Origin of the sequence: Ideonella sp. (assembly GCF_036277275.1) — a bacterium.
Taxonomy (GTDB): domain Bacteria; phylum Pseudomonadota; class Gammaproteobacteria; order Burkholderiales; family Burkholderiaceae_C; genus Ideonella.
This window is the reverse complement of record NZ_DASUNH010000076.1, coordinates 1-16,194: the sequence shown is the minus strand read 5'-3', so window position 1 is coordinate 16,194 and position 16,194 is coordinate 1. Positions and strand designations below refer to the sequence as shown.

16 protein-coding genes are annotated in these 16,194 nt (G+C 68.2%); 9 read left to right on the top strand and 7 right to left on the bottom strand.

Annotation, left to right across the window (positions count from 1 at the left end; all coding sequences use genetic code 11):
- Positions 1 to 29: 29 nt before the first annotated feature.
- Positions 30 to 827: an ABC transporter permease gene (locus tag VFY73_RS13190; RefSeq protein ID WP_329719403.1), complete on the bottom strand. Its 798-nt coding sequence runs from the start codon at positions 825 to 827 to the stop codon at positions 30 to 32.
- Positions 824 to 1,750 (bottom strand): ABC transporter ATP-binding protein, encoded by a 927-nt coding sequence (locus VFY73_RS13185; RefSeq protein ID WP_329719401.1) that lies wholly within the window; start codon positions 1,748 to 1,750, stop codon positions 824 to 826. Before VFY73_RS13185 ends, VFY73_RS13190 begins: the two co-directional genes overlap by 4 nt.
- A 111-nt stretch (positions 1,751 to 1,861) precedes the next feature.
- Here VFY73_RS13185 and VFY73_RS13180 point away from each other — a divergent pair, with 111 nt between their 5' ends.
- The 4 genes from VFY73_RS13180 to miaA all read left to right on the top strand — a co-directional run bounded on the left by VFY73_RS13180 (position 1,862) and on the right by miaA (position 5,623).
- Positions 1,862 to 2,518 (top strand): TetR/AcrR family transcriptional regulator, encoded by a 657-nt coding sequence (locus VFY73_RS13180; protein ID WP_329719399.1) that lies wholly within the window; start codon positions 1,862 to 1,864, stop codon positions 2,516 to 2,518.
- 32 nt (positions 2,519 to 2,550) lie between these two features.
- On the top strand, positions 2,551 to 3,324 hold the full coding sequence (locus VFY73_RS13175) for a hypothetical protein (RefSeq protein WP_329719397.1): 774 nt from the start codon (positions 2,551 to 2,553) through the stop codon (positions 3,322 to 3,324).
- Between the two features lie 107 nt (positions 3,325 to 3,431).
- Positions 3,432 to 4,664: a Bcr/CflA family efflux MFS transporter gene (locus VFY73_RS13170; RefSeq protein WP_329719395.1), complete on the top strand. Its 1,233-nt coding sequence runs from the start codon at positions 3,432 to 3,434 to the stop codon at positions 4,662 to 4,664.
- Positions 4,664 to 5,623 carry a tRNA (adenosine(37)-N6)-dimethylallyltransferase MiaA gene (gene miaA, locus VFY73_RS13165; RefSeq protein ID WP_329719393.1) on the top strand — a complete coding sequence of 320 codons (960 nt, stop codon included), beginning with the start codon at positions 4,664 to 4,666 and terminating at the stop codon, positions 5,621 to 5,623. Before VFY73_RS13170 ends, miaA begins: the two co-directional genes overlap by 1 nt.
- On the opposite strand, the gene VFY73_RS13160 is transcribed toward miaA, so the two are convergent.
- The gene (locus tag VFY73_RS13160) at positions 5,613 to 6,440 is read right to left on the bottom strand and encodes a GGDEF domain-containing protein (protein WP_329719391.1); all 828 of its coding nucleotides are present in this window, start codon (positions 6,438 to 6,440) and stop codon (positions 5,613 to 5,615) included. The genes miaA and VFY73_RS13160 overlap by 11 nt on opposite strands.
- 185 nt (positions 6,441 to 6,625) lie before the next feature.
- Here VFY73_RS13160 and VFY73_RS13155 point away from each other — a divergent pair, with 185 nt between their 5' ends.
- Both VFY73_RS13155 and VFY73_RS13150 read left to right on the top strand, forming a co-directional pair.
- Complete coding sequence (locus VFY73_RS13155; RefSeq protein WP_329719389.1) at positions 6,626 to 7,510, top strand: SPFH domain-containing protein; 885 nt, start codon at positions 6,626 to 6,628, stop codon at positions 7,508 to 7,510.
- Between the two features lie 18 nt (positions 7,511 to 7,528).
- Positions 7,529 to 7,726: a hypothetical protein gene (locus tag VFY73_RS13150; RefSeq protein ID WP_329719387.1), complete on the top strand. Its 198-nt coding sequence runs from the start codon at positions 7,529 to 7,531 to the stop codon at positions 7,724 to 7,726.
- A 206-nt stretch (positions 7,727 to 7,932) separates the two neighbouring features.
- On the opposite strand, the gene VFY73_RS13145 is transcribed toward VFY73_RS13150, so the two are convergent.
- The 4 genes from VFY73_RS13145 to VFY73_RS13130 form a co-directional block, all read right to left on the bottom strand.
- Entirely contained in the window at positions 7,933 to 9,495 is a 1,563-nt protein-coding gene (locus VFY73_RS13145; RefSeq protein WP_329719385.1) for a DHA2 family efflux MFS transporter permease subunit, read from the bottom strand.
- A 126-nt stretch (positions 9,496 to 9,621) separates the two neighbouring features.
- A complete protein-coding gene (locus VFY73_RS13140; protein ID WP_329719382.1) occupies positions 9,622 to 10,827 on the bottom strand; it encodes an efflux RND transporter periplasmic adaptor subunit in 1,206 nt (401 codons plus the stop codon).
- Positions 10,828 to 10,858: 31 nt separating this feature from the next.
- Positions 10,859 to 12,304 (bottom strand): efflux transporter outer membrane subunit, encoded by a 1,446-nt coding sequence (locus VFY73_RS13135; RefSeq protein WP_414654455.1) that lies wholly within the window; start codon positions 12,302 to 12,304, stop codon positions 10,859 to 10,861.
- Between the two features lie 50 nt (positions 12,305 to 12,354).
- Entirely contained in the window at positions 12,355 to 12,846 is a 492-nt protein-coding gene (locus tag VFY73_RS13130) for a MarR family transcriptional regulator (protein ID WP_329719380.1), read from the bottom strand.
- Between the two features lie 137 nt (positions 12,847 to 12,983).
- Here VFY73_RS13130 and VFY73_RS13125 point away from each other — a divergent pair, with 137 nt between their 5' ends.
- From VFY73_RS13125 to VFY73_RS13115, 3 genes are all read left to right on the top strand, one after another.
- Positions 12,984 to 14,804: an ABC transporter transmembrane domain-containing protein gene (locus VFY73_RS13125; protein WP_329719378.1), complete on the top strand. Its 1,821-nt coding sequence runs from the start codon at positions 12,984 to 12,986 to the stop codon at positions 14,802 to 14,804.
- Between the two features lie 63 nt (positions 14,805 to 14,867).
- Entirely contained in the window at positions 14,868 to 15,518 is a 651-nt protein-coding gene (locus VFY73_RS13120) for an OmpA family protein (protein ID WP_329719376.1), read from the top strand.
- Positions 15,519 to 15,562: 44 nt separating this feature from the next.
- The coding region (locus VFY73_RS13115; RefSeq protein WP_329719374.1) for a thymidylate synthase at positions 15,563 to 16,194 on the top strand (632 nt) is incomplete at its 3' end.

Here is a 16,194-nt window from a genome sequence, read left to right as displayed (position 1 = left end):
CGGGATTATCCCTGATCCGTTCTCGCAGCCTAGTGGCGCAGCTTGTAGCCCGTCTGCAGCAGCCGCAAGGTCACCCCCGCCACCACCACGAAACTCAATGCCACCACCCCCAGGCTGAACCACGGCGACACGTCGCTGATGCCGAAGAAGCCATGGCGGAAACCGTCGACCATGTAGAAGAACGGGTTCAGCTGGCTCACGGCCTGCCAGAAAGCCGGCAGCGAATGCACCGAGTAGAAGACACCAGCGAGGAAGGTCATCGGCATCACGATGAAATTCTGGAACATCGCCATCTGGTCGAACTTCTCGGCCCACAAGCCGGCAATCAAACCCAGCGAACCCATCAACCCCGCCCCCAACAGCGCGAACACCACGATCCAGCCCGGCTGCGCGAAAGCCGGCATGCCGAACCACAGCGTGGCCACCAGCACGCCCAACCCCACAGCCAACCCGCGGACCATCGAGGCGCCGACATAGGCCACGTACCAGGCCAGCGGCGACAGCGGCGTGACCAGCAGGAACACCAAGTTGCCGGTGATCTTGCTCTGGATCAAGCTCGACGAGGTGTTGGCGAACGCGTTCTGCAGCACGCTCATCATCACCAGGCCCGGGATCAGGAAGCTGGTGTAGGCGATATGGCCATAGACCTTCACGTGGTCTTCGAGCACATGGCCGAAGATCAGCAGGTACAGCACGGCAGTCAACACCGGCGCGGCGACGGTCTGGAAAGCGACTTTCCAAAAGCGCAGCACCTCTTTGTAGAACAGCGTGCGGGCACCGGCCAACGGTCGTGCGCCTTGGGCAGGACGGTCAATGACGGCACTCATGCCGCCTCCTCCGCCACGGTGTGGTTGCCTTGCATGATCGTCAAGAACACGTCTTCCAGGTCAGCGCGGCCGATCTCCAGGTCCTCGACCTTCACGTTCGCGGCGCGCAGCCGCGCCAGCACCTGCTCGATGCCGGCCGCGTCGTGCGCGGCCACCTGGGCAATTCGACCCGTCACGCGGGCCTGCGCGGCCAGATCTGCCGGCAATGCGTCGTCGGTCTTGAAGCGCAGCACGCTGCCGGCAGTCGCCGCCAGCAGGTTCGCCGTCCGGTCGAGCGCCACGATGCGGCCTTGCTTCAGCATCGCGATGCGGCTGCACAACGCCTCGGCTTCTTCGAGATAGTGCGTGGTCAGCAGCACCGTGTGGCCCTGTTTGTTCAGCTTGGCAATGAACTGCCACAACGTCTGGCGCAACTCGACATCGACCCCCGCCGTCGGCTCGTCCAGCACGATCACCGGCGGTCGGTGCACCAGCGCCTGCGCCACCAGCACCCGCCGCTTCATGCCACCCGAAAGCTGCCGCATGTTGGCCTGCGCCTTGTCGGCCAGACCCAAGCCCGAGAGCAACTCGTCGATCCAGTCATCGTTGTGCTTGACGCCGAAGTACCCGCTCTGGATGCGCAGCGTCTCGCGCACCGAGAAGAACGGATCGAACACCAGCTCCTGCGGCACGATGCCCAGTGCGCGGCGAGCATCGGCATAGTGCTCGACCACGTCGTGGCCCATCACCGAGACGCGGCCTTCGGTGGCGCGCGCCAAGCCCGCGAGGATGCTGATCAGCGTGGTCTTGCCGGCACCGTTGGGGCCGAGCAGGCCGAAGAACTCGCCGCGCTCGATGTCGAAACTGACCCCGTCGAGCGCGCGCAGGGTGCCACGGGCGCCGGTGAAGGTCTTGGCGACGCCCTGGAAGGAAACGGCTGGCATGGATGGTCCTGGTGAGCCGGCAACGCACAGGCGGGCGGTCGACAGCGGCGGGATTGTAGGGAGCGCCCCCAAGGCCTTGCCTGCGTGGGGATGCTAGATTGGTGGCCACCCATGCCGACCAAGAAGCCCCGCCGCACCGCCGAACGCATCCTCGAGGTCACGCTCGATCTGTTCAACCGATTTGGCGAGCCCAACGTGTCGACCACGCTGATCTCGGCCGAGCTGGGCATCAGCCCCGGCAACCTTTACTACCACTATCCGGCCAAGGACGAGCTGATCAACGCACTGTTCGGCCGCTACGAGACGGCGCTGAACGAGCTGCTGAACGCGGCCGACGGCGTGCGCAACGTCGAAGACGCATGGTTGTTCTTCCACATGCTGTTCGAGCTGATCTGGGGCTCGCGGTTTCTCTACCGCGATCTGAACGACCTGCTCAGCAAGAACCGCCGGCTCGAAACCCACTTCCAGTTCGTGTTGAAGAACAAGACCCGCGCGGTCGAGGCTGTACTGGCCGGCCTGACCCGCGGCAGCGCGATGCGGCTGGCACGGCCCGATGCCGCGGTGGTCGCCACCTCGATGGTGGTCGTGCTGACCTATTGGCTCAGCTACGAGTACGTGCGCGAGCCGCGCAAGGCGCTAGAGCCCGAGAGCGCCGCCGCCACGCTGGCCCGCGGCGCCTGGCACGTGCTGGGCCTGCTCGGCCCCTACCTCGAGCCCGCTGCGCGCGAACACCTGAACGAGCTGGCCGGCCCCTACCGCGCCGTCTGAAACACAACAAGCCACCCTCAAGGAGACACCCCATGGCCAAGTGGACCGCCTTCCCGTATGACGCCGACGACTACACCTACGACGCGGCCGCGTTGAAGAAGCAATGGGCCCGGCTGCACACCGGCGACGCCGAACCCTGGCCGAAGGACGAGGCTGTGCAGGCCGCCTGGGCGCTGTTCCACGCCGGCCAGTTCCAGAAAGCCACCGAGGCGGGCCTGAAAGCCGGCGGCGCCGGCATCACCGTGGCCAACAAGGCCCAGGCGATCTACGCCAACTACCTGGAAAAAAGCGAGAAGAACAAGCTCTCGCTGTTCCTTGAAGTGGCCGAACGCGCCGAGGCCCAGGCCAAGGATGATCCGAAGAACGCCAACGCCTGGTACTTCATGGCCTACGCGTTGGGCCGCTACAGCCAGGGCATCAGCGTGGCCAAGGCGCTGGCGCAAGGGCTGGGCAGCAAGGTCAAGGGTGCGCTCGAGACGACGATCAAGCTGCAGCCCAAGCATGCCGACGCGCACATTGCGCTCGGGGCCTTCCACGCCGAGGTGATCGACAAGGTCGGCAAGCTGCTCGGCAAGACGCAAGGCGCCGACGCCGCGACCGGCCTGAAGCTGTACCAGGAAGCGCTGAAGCTGAACCCGACCAGCGCGATCGCGATGGTCGAGTATGCCAACGGGCTGGTGATGCTCGAAGGCGACAAAAGGATGGCCGAAGCCGAGAAGCTGTACGCCGACGCGGCCGAGTGCGACCCGAAGGACGCGATGGAGCGGCTCGACGTCGAGATGGCGAAGGCCGAACTCGAAGACTGACACGTGACCGAGCGAGTCCCTGCGGACTCGCCGAACGCCGCGGCCTGGCGGTCATCCGGCCGCCCTTGCATTCGAGTCGGGTGGTCATCCGCTGTTAGGCTCGCCCGATGACGGCCGCCCCACCGCCCCGTGTTCATCCGCTGACCCCTGCCCTTGCTGCCCTCGCGATTGCGCTGCTGCTCGGGCTGCAGCCGGTCACCACCGATCTCTACCTGCCGGCGCTGCCGCTGCTGGCAGCCGAGCTGAAAGCGCCGATGGCCGCGGCGCAGCTGACGATGTCGCTGGTGCTGCTGGCCTTCGGCATCGGCCAATTGGTGATGGGGCCGCTGTCGGACCGCTTCGGCCGCAAACCGGTGCTCCTGGGCGGCCTGGCGCTGCACACCCTCGCCAGCCTGGGCGCGATGAGCGCCCCGCACATCGACGCCTTGATCGGTTTTCGTGCGCTGCAGGGTCTCGGGCTCGCGGCTTCGGTGGTGTGTGCCCGCGCGATGGTGCGCGACCTGTACGAGCCCCGGCAAGGCGCGCACGTGATGACCTGGGCGCTGACCGGCCTGGGCGTGCTGGCGCTGGCTTCGCCGCTGTTGGGTGGCTGGCTGACGGCGGTGTCGGGCTGGCGCGCGCCGCTGGGTGCCGTGGCGATGGTCGCGGTGCTGACACTGGTCTTCATCGCCTGGCGCGTGCCCGAGACCTGCCCACAGCGCGACCCGCACGCCCTGCACCCCGGCCCGCTCCGGCGCAGCGCGGCTGTCGTCTTGCGCCACCCGGCCTTCCGCGCCTGGGCTGCGCTGGTCAGTGCCACCTATGGCGGCTTGTTCCTGCTGCTGGCGGGCTCGTCCTTCGTCTACATCGGCGTGCTGGGCCTGTCGCCCTGGGGCTACGGCCTGGCGATGGCCTCGGCCTCGCTGTCGTACATGGCGGCAACCTTCTACTGCCGCCGCCTGCTGGTACGGCGCGGCCTGGCCGGTGCAGTGCGTCTGGGCGCCGTGTTCACGCTGGCGGGGGGGCTGGGCATGGCCTGCCTGGCACTGTCCGGCAGCCATGACCTGGCCGGCGTGCTGCTGGCCCATTGGCTCTACAACTTCGGTCACGGCATCCATCAACCATGTGGTCAGGCAGGTGCGGTCGGGCCCTTCCCGCGCATGGCCGGGGTGGCATCGGCACTCGCCGGCTTCTTGCTCGCGCTGGTGGCGTTTGCCGTCGGCCTGTGGCTGGGCCAGGCGCTGGACGGCAGCCTGCGTCCGCTCGGCCTGGGCCTGGCCTTCTTCGCCCTGGCCACCACCACGATCGCCTGGACGCTGGTGCAGCGCGACGGCGAACGCTTCGAGCTGGCGCCGACCTGATGCAGAACACGATCGACTGGATCGGCGTGGCCGGCCCGACCGCGTCGGGCAAGACCGGGCTGGCACTGAAACTCGCGACGGAACTGCCGCTGGAAATCGTCAGCGTCGATTCGGCGTTGGTCTACCGCGGCATGGACATCGGGACCGCGAAGCCGACCGCTGCCGAGTTGGCCACCGTGCCACACCATCTGGTCGACATCCTCGACCCGAGCGACTCGTACTCCGCCGCACGGTTCGCGATCGATGCGCAGCGGTTGATCGCCGACATCCGCGCCCGCGACAAACTGCCGCTGCTGGTCGGCGGCACGATGCTGTACTTCAAGGCGTTGATCGACGGCATCGACGAGTTGCCCCCCGCCGATGCGACGGTACGGACCGCGCTGGACGCCGAAGCCGCCGCCCGAGGCTGGCCGGCGCTGCACGCCGAGCTGGTCCGTGTCGACCCCGTCACCGCGGCGCGCCTGGCGCCCAATGATGCACAGCGCATCCAGCGTGCGCTCGAAGTGTTCCGCGTCACCGGCCAGCCGCTGTCGGCGTTTCACACCCGCGGCAGCGATGCACCGATCACCCCGCCCCGCCACCGCCTGCTCGCATTGGAGCCACGCGACCGCGCCTGGCTGCACGCCCGCATCGGTCAACGCTTCGAGCAGATGCTGACCCACGGCTTTCTCGACGAGGTGCGTGCCTTGCGCGAGCGCGGCGACCTGCACACCAACCTGCCCAGCATGCGCTGCGTTGGCTACCGCCAGGCCTGGGAAGCGCTCGACGCCGGCCTCAGCGGCGACGCCCTGCGCACCGACCTGCTGGAGCGCGGCTCGGCCGCCACTCGCCAGCTCGCCAAGCGCCAGCTGACTTGGCTGCGCGGCATGGACCGGGTCAGCGTCGAGGCCGAAGACGACAAAGCCGCCGAGCAAGCGCTGTGGCGGCTGGCGGCGGAAGCCGGTTTCCTTACGAAGTGACTGAGCGCGTCTCGCCGCTGCGGCGGGGCTGGATCGGCGTCGCGCGCACGCAGTTGCGGCCCGCTTCCTTCGCAGCCTGCAGCGCCGATTCGGCGTCTTGCACCAGCCCGTCGAGCGAGGCCTGGCCCATGTGCACGTGGGCGACGCCGACACTGACCGTGGCCACGACATGCGCGCTCTCCCAGCGGAATGGCGCCGAGGCCACCTGCTGGCGGATCCGCTCGGCAGCGTCGAGCGCGCCCAGCGGGTCGGTGTGCGGCAGGAAGACCGCCAGTTCGGCACCGCCGAAGCGGGCCAGCAGGTCGGACTGGCGCAGCGTGGCGTTCACGCGGCGCGTCACCTCGAGCAGGATCGCATCGCCGCAGCGTTGGCCCATGCTGTCGTTGATGCGGCGCAAGTGGTCGGCGTCGATCAGCAGCAGCGCCCCGTCGTCGCCATAGCGGCGGCAGCGGGCCCACTCACGTTCGGTCAAACGCAGGAACTGGCGGCGGTTGCTGACACCGGTCAGCTCGTCGTCGACCATCAGCAGCTCGCGCTGCACCGACGATTGGGCCAGCGCACGGGCCAGGTGCAGCGCGGCACCGCCAGCGACCAGCGCCGGAAGCAACGCGATCGCACCGGCGCCGATGGCCACCGGCCACGAACTGCCGTCCAGCCAGACCAGCATCGTCGCCACGCCCAGCGCCACGATGACGGCCACGCCGATCTGGAAGGCCCATGCCGATCCCAGGCTGGCGCGACTCGCCAGCCGCGTCAGGTTTTGCATCCATGTCGGATGGGCATCGCGGGTCTCGCGCGCCTCGCTGGGATCCACCATCGGTTTCCTGTGACTCAGTAGAAGAATTCGAACACAAATCGGCCTTTTTGGGGCCAAGTTGAGGCTTGTTTACAAGGTGTGCGTGATGGATTCGGAGCCCGCCCGCAGCGTTGGGTCATCCCGCTTGACGCGATCAGCCACCGCCCATAAAGTGATATCACTTTGATTTCAACGGGAGACGGTACATGAACCATGTCGTACGCGCCGAGCAGCCGTACCGCTCGGCCAACGGCTACCTGATGGTGCTGGTCGGGGCGGTGCTCATCGGGGCCGGGGTCGCCGTCTTGATGCGTGGCATCGCGGGTCTCTCCGGCCTGCTGGTCGCGCTGGCGCTGATCGGCACCGGCGTCGCCGCGCTGGCGGGGCTGTACATGCTGCAGCCCAACACCGCGGCGATCCTGCTGCTGTTCGGCCAGTACAAGGGAACCGACCGCAGCGAAGGTCTGCGCTGGGCCAATCCGCTGTACGTGGGCCGCAAGATCTCGCTGCGAGCGCGCAACCTCAACATGCCGGCGCAGAAGGTCAACGACAAGCGCGGCAATCCGGTCGAGATTGCCGCCGCGGTGGTCTGGAGGGTTCGCGACACCGCACAAGCCGTGTTCGAGGTCGACGACTACGAGTTGTTCGTCAAGGTGCAAGCCGAAGCCGCGCTGCGGCATGTCACCTCGCAATACGCCTACGACCACGGCGAAGACCCGGAGGCCGGCGAGATCACGCTGCGCGGCAGCATCGACGAAGTGGCCGTGGCGCTGAAGGCCGAACTGCAGGTGCGCTTCACCGACGCCGGCGTCGAGGTGCTCGACGCGAAGCTCACGCACCTCGCCTATGCGCCCGAGATCGCTCAGGTCATGCTGCGCCGGCAACAGGCCGAAGCGATCATCAGCGCGCGCAAGAAGATCGTCGAAGGCGCGGTGAGCATGGTCGAGGCGGCGCTGAAGGGCCTGTCGGAGCGGGAGATCGTCGTGCTCGACGACGAGCGCAAGGCGGCAATGGTCAGCAACCTGCTGGTCGTGCTCTGCTCCGACAAGGACACCCAGCCGATCCTGAATGCCGGCACGCTGTACAACTGAGCTCGAGCGCGTTGCCGCATGGCCAGCCCCGGCAAGAAAAGCTATCCGCTGCGCATCGACCCCGCGCTGTGGGCCGAGATCGAGCGGCTCGCCGCGCAGGAGCTGCGCAGCGCCAACGCGCAGGTCGAGTTCCTGCTGCGCGAGGCACTCGCGCGCCGTGGGCGGCTACCCACAGCCCAAGAGCGCCCTGCGGATGACGAGAGCAACTCTGACTGACCCCCTTGCGACGCTCCGCAGGAGCCGGCGCCACTCAAGTGGCGTGCGCGGATCCGGCTTTGCCGGTCCGCTGCGCGAGCCCCTCGGCGGGCCGAGGTCGGACACAAACAGTCCTGAGGGCTGTTTGTGCCTACCGAGGGGCCGAGCCTCTGGCTCGGCGCGGCCTGCAAGGCAGCCCGCCGGAGCGGGCGGGGGGCACCAATCAATCAGTGCGCGCCGCCGGCATCGGCCGTCGCACCACCCAGGCGCGGCGGCCGCTTGGTGAACCAGATCAGGCCGATCAGCAACAGGAACAGCAGCGCCGAGCCGTAGAAGATGTCGTCGGCGGCGCGGGTGTATGCCTGCTGGTCGATCATCCGGTTGACGTGGGCCAGCGCCTGCTGGGTGCTCATGCCCGCGGACTGAAGCGTCGCCAGCGCGTTGGCAAACACGCCCTGCCCGGCCGACAGCGGCTCGGTCAGGTGCGCATGATGCAGGGCCGCGCGGTCGTCCCACAGCGTGGTCGCGATCGAGGTGCCCATCGCACCAGCGGTGATGCGAGCGAAGTTCGACAGGCCCGCCGCCGCCGGCATGCGCTCGGGACTGAGCCCGGACAGCGTCAGTGTCGTCAGCGGGATGAAGAAGAACGCCATCGCCGCACCCTGGATCAAGGTCGGGATCAGCACATGCGTCAGGTCGGTCTGCACGGTGAACTGCGAACGCATCCACAGCACCAGCGCGAAGACGATGAACGCTCCGGTGGCCATGCGGCGAGGGTCCCACACCGCGACCTTGCGGCCGACCAGCGGCGACAGCAGGATCGCGAAGATGCCCACCGGCGCCAGCGCCATCCCGGCGGTGGTGGCCGTGTAGCCCATCCACTGCTGCAGCCACAGCGGCATCAACACCACGTTGCCGAAGAACAGACCATAGGCCACCGACAAGGCCAGCGCACCGAAGGCGAAGTTGCGGCCCTTGAACAGGCGCAGGTCGACCACCGGGTGTGCATCGGTCAGCTCCCAAACGATGAAGACCGCGAACGCGACCACGGCCACCACCGCCAGCAGCACGATCTGCGGCGACGAGAACCAGTCCAGCTCCTTGCCCTTGTCGAGCATCAGCTGCAGCGACGAAACCCACACCACCAGCAGGCCCAGGCCGACGGTGTCGATCGGCAGCTTGCGGCGCGGCGTTTCGCGGTGTCTGTAGATGCCCCAGGTGACAGCCGCGGCGGCCAGGCCGATGGGCACGTTGATGTAGAAGATCCACGGCCACGAGACGTTGTCGGTGATCCAGCCACCAAGCAGCGGCCCGGCCACCGGCGCGACCAGCGTCGTGACGCCCCAGAGCGCAAGCGCCGTGCCGGCTTTGGCACGCGGATAGCTCGACAGCAGCAAGGTCTGCGACAGCGGGATCATCGGCCCCGCCACCAGGCCCTGGACGACGCGGAACGCGACCAGCATCTCCAACGATGACGCGAAGCCGCACAGCCAGGAAGCGAGCACGAACAGCAGCACGCTCATCGTGAACAGCCGCACCGCGCCGAAGCGCTGCGTCAGCCAGCCGGTCAGTGGCACCGAGATCGCGTTGGCGATGCCGAAGCTGGTGATGACCCAGGTGCCCTGCCCCGGGCTGACACCCAGGTCACCGGCGATCGCCGGCAACGAAACATTGGCGATCGACGAATCGAGCACGTTCATGAAGGTCGCCAGCGACAGCGACACGGTGCCCAGCACCAGCGCAGTGCCGGTCAGCGGGGCCGGCGCTCCGTCAAGGAGTTGCTTGCTCATATCAATGGGTTCTTCTGCACGATGCCGACCGAACCAAGGACTTGGCGCGGGTCCGGCTTTCCCGGACCGCTGCAAGAGCTCCCTCCGGGGCCGGCAATGCAGCGACCGCAAGGAAGCGCGGGGGACTCATCTCACGCGAACGATGCTGCGGATGCGTTCGTCGATTTCCCGATCGACGGTTTCGTAGACGCCGGTGGCGGCCACGGCGTGCGCGCGCGGTGCATCGGCCAGCGTCTTGCCGCCTCGGTCGCCGGTGTCGACGGTGACCTCCATCGACAGACCGACCCGCAGCGGGTGTTCGGCCAGCTCGGCCGGATCGAGCGCAATGCGCACCGGCACGCGCTGCACGATCTTGATCCAGTTGCCGGTCGCGTTCTGCGCCGGCAACAGCGAGAAGGCCGCGCCGGTGCCGGCGCCCAGGCCCGCGACCTTGCCGTGGTAGGTGACCTTGGTGCCATAGACATCGGCGGTCAGCTCGGCCGGCTGGCCGATGCGCAGGTCGGCCAGCTGGCCTTCCTTGAAGTTCGCGTCGACCCACAGCTTGTCGAGCGCGACCACCGTCATCAGCGGCGCGCCGGCCTGGACGCGCTGGCCCAGCTGCACCGCCCGCTTGGCGACATGGCCTTCGATCGGCGCCGGCAGCTCGTCGCGCTTGAGCGCCAACGCAGCCTCGCGCACACGCGCCGCGGCGCGCTGCACGTTCGGATGCTGCTCGACGGTCGTGCCGTCGGTCATCACCTGCCCGGTGGTCAGCTGCTCCTTCGCGGCCAGTGCGGCGGATTGCGCGGCGGCCAGCGCGCTCTTGGCCGAGGCCAACTGAGCGGTCGCGTGCTGGAACTCCTCGTTGCCGACCGCCCCGCTGCTCACCAGCGGGGCACGGCGGCTGACGTCGTCCTGCGCGCGGGCCAGGTCGGCCTGGACGCGGGCCAGATCGGCTTCGCGCAGCGCGACCTGGGCCTTCAGCGTCGCGTTGCCGGCGTACAGCGCGCGCACTTCACGCACCGTCTGCGCGAGCTGCGCTTCGGCCTGCTCGAGCGCGACCTTGGCGTCGGCGGTGTCGAGTTTGACCAGCGCCTGGCCGGCCTTCACCGCATCGTTGTCATCGGCCAGGATCGCGACCACGGTGCCGCTGACCTGCGGCGTGATCTGGACCACGTTGCCGGCCACATAGGCGTTGTCGGTGGTCTGGCGATGGCGGCCATGAAACCAGTGCCACCCGCCCCAGCCGGCAGCGGCCAGCGTAACGGCTGTGGCGATCAAGGTCAGGCCGCGGCGGCGGCCATCGGGGTTGGCAGCGGGTGCTTGAACAGGCGATGCAGCGGCGTCGGTCATGGTGTTGTCTCTCGTCGGAAGTCTCGTCTTTTCAATGCGCTGCGGCGACGACCTGCGTGTCATCAGCCCAGCCGCCGCCCAGCGCCTTCAACAGCGCCACGCCGGTGTCGATTTCGCGGGCGCGCAGATCGACGGCCTGGCGGCGCTGGGCCAGCCACTGGCTCTCGGTGTTCAGCACGATCAGGTAGCTGCCCAGGCCCGCCCGATAACGCTGCAGCGCCAGGCCGTGGGCTTTCTGCGCACCGGCCAGCGCATCGGCCTGTTCCTTGCGCTGCCGCGCCAGCGATTGCAGCGAGCTGATCGCATCACTGGCCTCGCGCACCGCGTCGAGCACCGTCGCGTTGTATTGCGCCACCGCGACATTCAGGTCGGCCTCGCGGCCACCGAGTTGGGCCCGCAGCCGGCCACCGTCGAACAGCGGCAGATGCAGCGCCGGCGTGACGCCGAACTGGCGGCTGCCGGACGCCAGCACCTGGTCCAGCCCGATCGCGTTGAAACCGACGAAGGCCGTCAGGTTGACGTTCGGGTAGAACTGCGTGCGGGCGACCTTGACGTCCTGGCCGGCCGCTTCGACGCGCCAGCGCGCCGCAACCACATCAGGCCGCCGGCCGAGCAGGTCGGCGCCCAGGTTCGGCGGCAAGGCCTGTATGGTCAGGTGGTCGATGGTTGGCGTCAGTCCATCCAGTGCATTAGGGGCCTGGCCGCTCAAGGCCGCCAGCTGGTGGCGGGCCAGCGTGATCTGTTCGTCGAGCGCTTCGATCTGGGCGCGGGTGTCGGGCAGCGCACTGTCGGCCAGCACCAGCTCGACCTGCGTGTCCAGGCCGGCGCTCACGCGCTGGTGCGTCAGCGCGCGCAGCTCGTCGCGTTGGGCCAGCGTGCGCTCGGCCACTTCGCGTTGCGCGACCAGACGGGCCAGCCCGACATAGGCACGCGCCACCTGCGTGGACAGCGCGTTGGCCGCCACCGCCGCATCGGCCCGCGCCGCGCGAGCCTGGCCCAGCGACGAAGCCAGCGCTGCAGCCTGCTGGCCGTACCAGTCCGGGCCCCAGCTCAGGCCCGCCTGCACGGTGCCGGTGTTCTGCATCGAGCCGGCGATCGGCGGCGGCACCAGGCCGTTCTCGGTGTAGCGCTGGCGCGAGGCTTCAACCGTCAGGTTGGCTTGGGGGCCATCCGCCGCTTCGCTCATGCGGGCGAGTGCGCGGGCGCGAACGACGCGGGCTTGCGCAACGGCCAGGCTCGGTTGGTCGCGCAGCGCCTGGTCGACGAGGCCGCCGAGTTGCGGGTCGCCGAGCGTTGTCCACCAACGCGCCGGGGCGGCCGTGCTGGTGGTGTCGTTCAAGCCGACCGCGGCAGGTGCGGCCTCGGCCAGCCGTGGCGTCGGTTCACCGGGCGTGGCGCAACCAGCCAGCAGCACGATCGCCGAAGCCACCGCGACCAATGCGGTCAGGCCGGTCGGACCCACGCTCGGCCAGGCCAGCCGGGGCAAGGACAGATGGGGAAGAGACAGTCTTTTCACCGCGGTCTCCTTCATGCCGCCGGGGGTTGGCGCATGGCGTCGCCGTTGGCCACCATGCGGGTCAGCAGCGCAATCAGCTGCTTCCATTCGTCTTCGCTGAAACCCCGCAGGTGGTTGTTCAGCACCTCGGCCATCACCGGTGGCACCTGGCGCGCGACCTGGCGGCCCTCGTCGGTCAACACCAGGTTGACGACGCGGCGGTCTTCGGTCGATCGTTCGCGGCGCACCAAGCCTTTGGCTTCGAGCCGGTCCAGCGAGCGTGTCATCGCACCGGGATCCAGCTCCAGCTCGCGGGCCAGCGCCGCCACCGTGTGGCATTCCTTGACGGCCAGTTTGAACAGCGGCAGCCACTGCGCATGCGTCAAGTCCAGCGAGGCCAGCCGGTCGTCAGCCTGCGCCAGCACGGACGACAACACCCGTTTCATCAGGTAGCCCACGCTCTGGTCTGGCCGGTACTGGCCCGGGATGTAGAAGCCAGGGGAAGAGGTGTCGTCTTGGTTCATGCTATCAATATAATTGCCTGTGCAATGATTGTTTCGGCAGTTATTGAATAGCCTTGAATTAATGAGGGTTTTCCATGCCACACGGCTCGATTCGGGAGGTGGCGGCCCCGTCCTGCCCATTGCCTACACTGCCCGCCATGTCGACCGCCCCCACCGAACGCCCCAAGGCCGCCACCCCTCGCTCGCTGTCCGGCCTCGCGCCGTTCCTGCGCCCCTACCGCGGCCGGATCGTGCTGGCGCTGACGTTCATGGTGCTGGCCGCGATGGCGACGCTGGTGCTGCCGGTGGCACTGAAGACGCTGATCGACGAGGGCCTGGTCGCCGCCGAACCGGGCGCGCGACTGATGGCGTTGCGGGAGCACTTTGGCGCGTTGTTCGGCGTCGGTGCGGCGCTGGGCCTTTTCTCAGCCGCCCGCTTCTACATGGTCACCTGGCTGGGTGAACGGGTCACGGCCGACCTTCGCAACGCCGTCTACGCCCACGTGGTGCAGCAAAGCCCCGAGTTCTTCGAGACCACCGCCACCGGCGAGGTGCTGAGCCGGCTGACGACCGACACGACGCTGGTGCAGACGGTCGTCGGCTCCAGCCTCAGCATGGGCTTGCGCAACGCCGTGATGGGCATCGGCGCGCTGGGCATGCTGGTGGCGACCAACCCGTACGTGATGGGCCAGGTGCTGGGTATTCTGGTGCTGGTGGTGTTGCCGGCACTGCTGTTCGGCCGCCGCGTGCGCAAGCTCAGCCGTGCCAGCCAGGACCGCGTCGCCGACTCCAGCGCGATCGCCGCCGAGGTGCTGAACGCCGTGCCGGTGGTGCAGAGCTACACGCAGGAAAAGCGCGAGGCGAGCCGCTTCACGCTGTCCACCGAAGCGGCCTTCGACACCGCGAAGAAGCGCACGCTGGTGCGCTCTATCCTGGTGGCCTTCATCATCACGGCGACCTTCGGTGCGCTGCTGTGGGGTCTGTACCAGGGCACCCAAGCCGTCATCCGCGGCGACATCACCGCCGGCCACCTGGGCCAGACGGTGCTGTACGTGATCGTGCTGGTCAGCTCGGTCGCGGTGCTGTCCGAGGTCTATGGTGATCTGCTGCGCGCCGCCGGTGCCAGCGAGCGCCTGATGGAGCTGCTGGTGGCCCATTCGCCGGTGGCCGAGCCAGCGAAGCCGCGCGCCTTGCCGCCCACCAAGCGCGGCTCCCGCGTCACGTTGCAAGGCTTGCGCTTCCACTACCCGTCGCGACCGAACCAAGCGGCGCTGATGGACTTCAATCTCGACGTGCAGCCGGGCGAGACCGTGGCACTCGTCGGCCCCAGCGGCGCCGGCAAGACCACCGTGTTCCAGCTGCTGCTGCGTTTCTACGATGCCGAAGCCGGCCAGGTGCAGGTCGACGGGGTCGATGTTCGCGAGGCCGCGCTCAGTGACTTGCGCCAGCGCATCGGCATCGTGCCGCAAGACAGCGTGATCTTCTCGGCCAGCGCGATGGACAACATCCGCTACGGCCGCCCGGAGGCCAGCGACGACGAGGTGATCGCCGCCGCCAAGGCCGCTTTCGCGCACGAGTTCATCAGCGCCTTGCCCGGCGGCTACCAGAGCTTTCTCGGTGAGCGTGGCGTGCGCCTGTCAGGCGGCCAGCGCCAACGCATCAGCATCGCCCGCGCGATCCTGAAGAACCCGCCGCTGCTGCTGCTGGACGAAGCCACCAGCGCGCTCGATGCCGAGAGCGAACGCATGGTGCAGGCGGCACTCGAAGCGGCCATGGCGCACCGGACCACGCTGGTCATCGCACACCGCCTGGCGACCGTGCAGAAGGCCGATCGCATCGTCGTGATGGAGGCTGGCCGCATCGTCGACCAGGGGACCCACGCCGAGCTGATCGAGCGTGACGGTTTGTATGCCCGCTTGGCCGCGATGCAGTTCGGCCTGGAAGGCAGCGCGCCGGCAGTATCACTCGTTGCATCTTGAATCGATGCCTCGTCGGGCGCGGCATACGCTTTGCTCCATCGTTGGTTCGATTGGAGAGAAGACATGAAGCATTTCAACCCCCATCTGTCCTGGATCGTCGCGGCGGCCTTGTTGACCACCGGCTGCAGCAACATGGGCGAACGTGAGAAGGGCACCGCGGTCGGCGCCGGCGTGGGAGCGGCGGCAGGCGCGCTGATCAGCTCGGGCACCGGCGGCAAGGCCGGCACCGGCGCGGTGGTCGGCGGTGCGCTGGGTGCGGTCGCCGGCAACCTGTGGTCCAAGCGCATGGAAGACAAGCGCAAGGCGATGGAGAAGGCCACGCAGGGCACCGGCGTCACCGTCGACCGCACGGCCGACAACCAGTTGAAGGTCAACGTGCCGAGCGACATATCGTTCGACACCGGCCGGGCCGATATCCGACCCGAGCTGCGACCGGTGCTCGACCAGTTCGCCCAAGGGCTGGACCACTCGATGAACGTGCGCGTGGTCGGCCATACCGACTCCACCGGCAGCGATGCGGTGAACGACCCGCTGTCGGTCGACCGGGCGCGCAGCGTGCGCCAGTACCTGGAGTCGCGCGGCGTCAGCGGTCAGCGGGTCGAAATCTCCGGCGAGGGCTCGCGCCAACCGATCGCCGACAACAACACCAACGAGGGCCGCGCCCGCAACCGTCGGGTCGAGATCTTCCTGCGCGAACCGCAGAAGCCGGCCTGACCCCCGGCGCGGACGGGGCGCACCTCGGCTCGTAAAATCGGGCCATGACTTCGCGCCCCGTTCGTTCCCAGTATGAAGACTTCATGCGCCACGTCGTCGAGACCGGCGTGGCCAAAGGCGACCGCACCGGCACCGGCACGCGCAGCGTGTTCGGCCACCAGATGCGCTTCGACCTGAGCGAAGGCTTCCCGCTGGTGACGACCAAGAAGGTGCACCTGAAGTCCATCATCCTCGAGTTGCTGTGGTTCCTGCGCGGCGACTCGAACGTCAAGTGGCTGCAGGAGCGCGGTTGCACGATCTGGGACGAATGGGCTCGGGACGACGGCGACCTGGGCCCGGTCTACGGCGTGCAATGGCGCAGTTGGCCGACGCCGGACGGCGGCCACATCGACCAGATCGCCGAGGTCGTGAAGACGCTGAAGAACAACCCGGACTCGCGCCGCATCATCGTCAGCGCCTGGAACGTGGCCGAGCTGTCGAAGATGGCGCTGCTGCCCTGCCATGCCTTCTTCCAGTTCTACGTGGCGCCCTCTCAGCCGCCCGGCGAGCGCGGCAAGCTGAGCTGCCAGCTCTACCAGCGCAGCGCCGACATCTTTCTGGGCGTGCCCTTCAACATCGCGAGCTACGCGCTGCTCACGCACATGATCGCGCAGCAGTGCGACCTCGACGTGGGCGA

Excerpts from the sequence above, each read along its gene's own strand:
- VFY73_RS13190 (WP_329719403.1), bottom strand. The coding sequence starts at position 827 with ATGAGTGCCGTCATTGACCGTCCTGCCCAAGGCGCACGACCGTTGGCC.
- VFY73_RS13185 (WP_329719401.1), bottom strand. The coding sequence starts at position 1,750 with ATGCCAGCCGTTTCCTTCCAGGGCGTCGCCAAGACCTTCACCGGCGCC.
- VFY73_RS13180 (WP_329719399.1), top strand. The coding sequence starts at position 1,862 with ATGCCGACCAAGAAGCCCCGCCGCACCGCCGAACGCATCCTCGAGGTC.
- VFY73_RS13175 (WP_329719397.1), top strand. The coding sequence starts at position 2,551 with ATGGCCAAGTGGACCGCCTTCCCGTATGACGCCGACGACTACACCTAC.
- VFY73_RS13170 (WP_329719395.1), top strand. The coding sequence starts at position 3,432 with ATGACGGCCGCCCCACCGCCCCGTGTTCATCCGCTGACCCCTGCCCTT.
- miaA (WP_329719393.1), top strand. The coding sequence starts at position 4,664 with ATGCAGAACACGATCGACTGGATCGGCGTGGCCGGCCCGACCGCGTCG.
- VFY73_RS13160 (WP_329719391.1), bottom strand. The coding sequence starts at position 6,440 with ATGGTGGATCCCAGCGAGGCGCGCGAGACCCGCGATGCCCATCCGACA.
- VFY73_RS13155 (WP_329719389.1), top strand. The coding sequence starts at position 6,626 with ATGAACCATGTCGTACGCGCCGAGCAGCCGTACCGCTCGGCCAACGGC.
- VFY73_RS13150 (WP_329719387.1), top strand. The coding sequence starts at position 7,529 with ATGGCCAGCCCCGGCAAGAAAAGCTATCCGCTGCGCATCGACCCCGCG.
- VFY73_RS13145 (WP_329719385.1), bottom strand. The coding sequence starts at position 9,495 with ATGAGCAAGCAACTCCTTGACGGAGCGCCGGCCCCGCTGACCGGCACT.
- VFY73_RS13140 (WP_329719382.1), bottom strand. The coding sequence starts at position 10,827 with ATGACCGACGCCGCTGCATCGCCTGTTCAAGCACCCGCTGCCAACCCC.
- VFY73_RS13130 (WP_329719380.1), bottom strand. The coding sequence starts at position 12,846 with ATGAACCAAGACGACACCTCTTCCCCTGGCTTCTACATCCCGGGCCAG.
- VFY73_RS13125 (WP_329719378.1), top strand. The coding sequence starts at position 12,984 with ATGTCGACCGCCCCCACCGAACGCCCCAAGGCCGCCACCCCTCGCTCG.
- VFY73_RS13120 (WP_329719376.1), top strand. The coding sequence starts at position 14,868 with ATGAAGCATTTCAACCCCCATCTGTCCTGGATCGTCGCGGCGGCCTTG.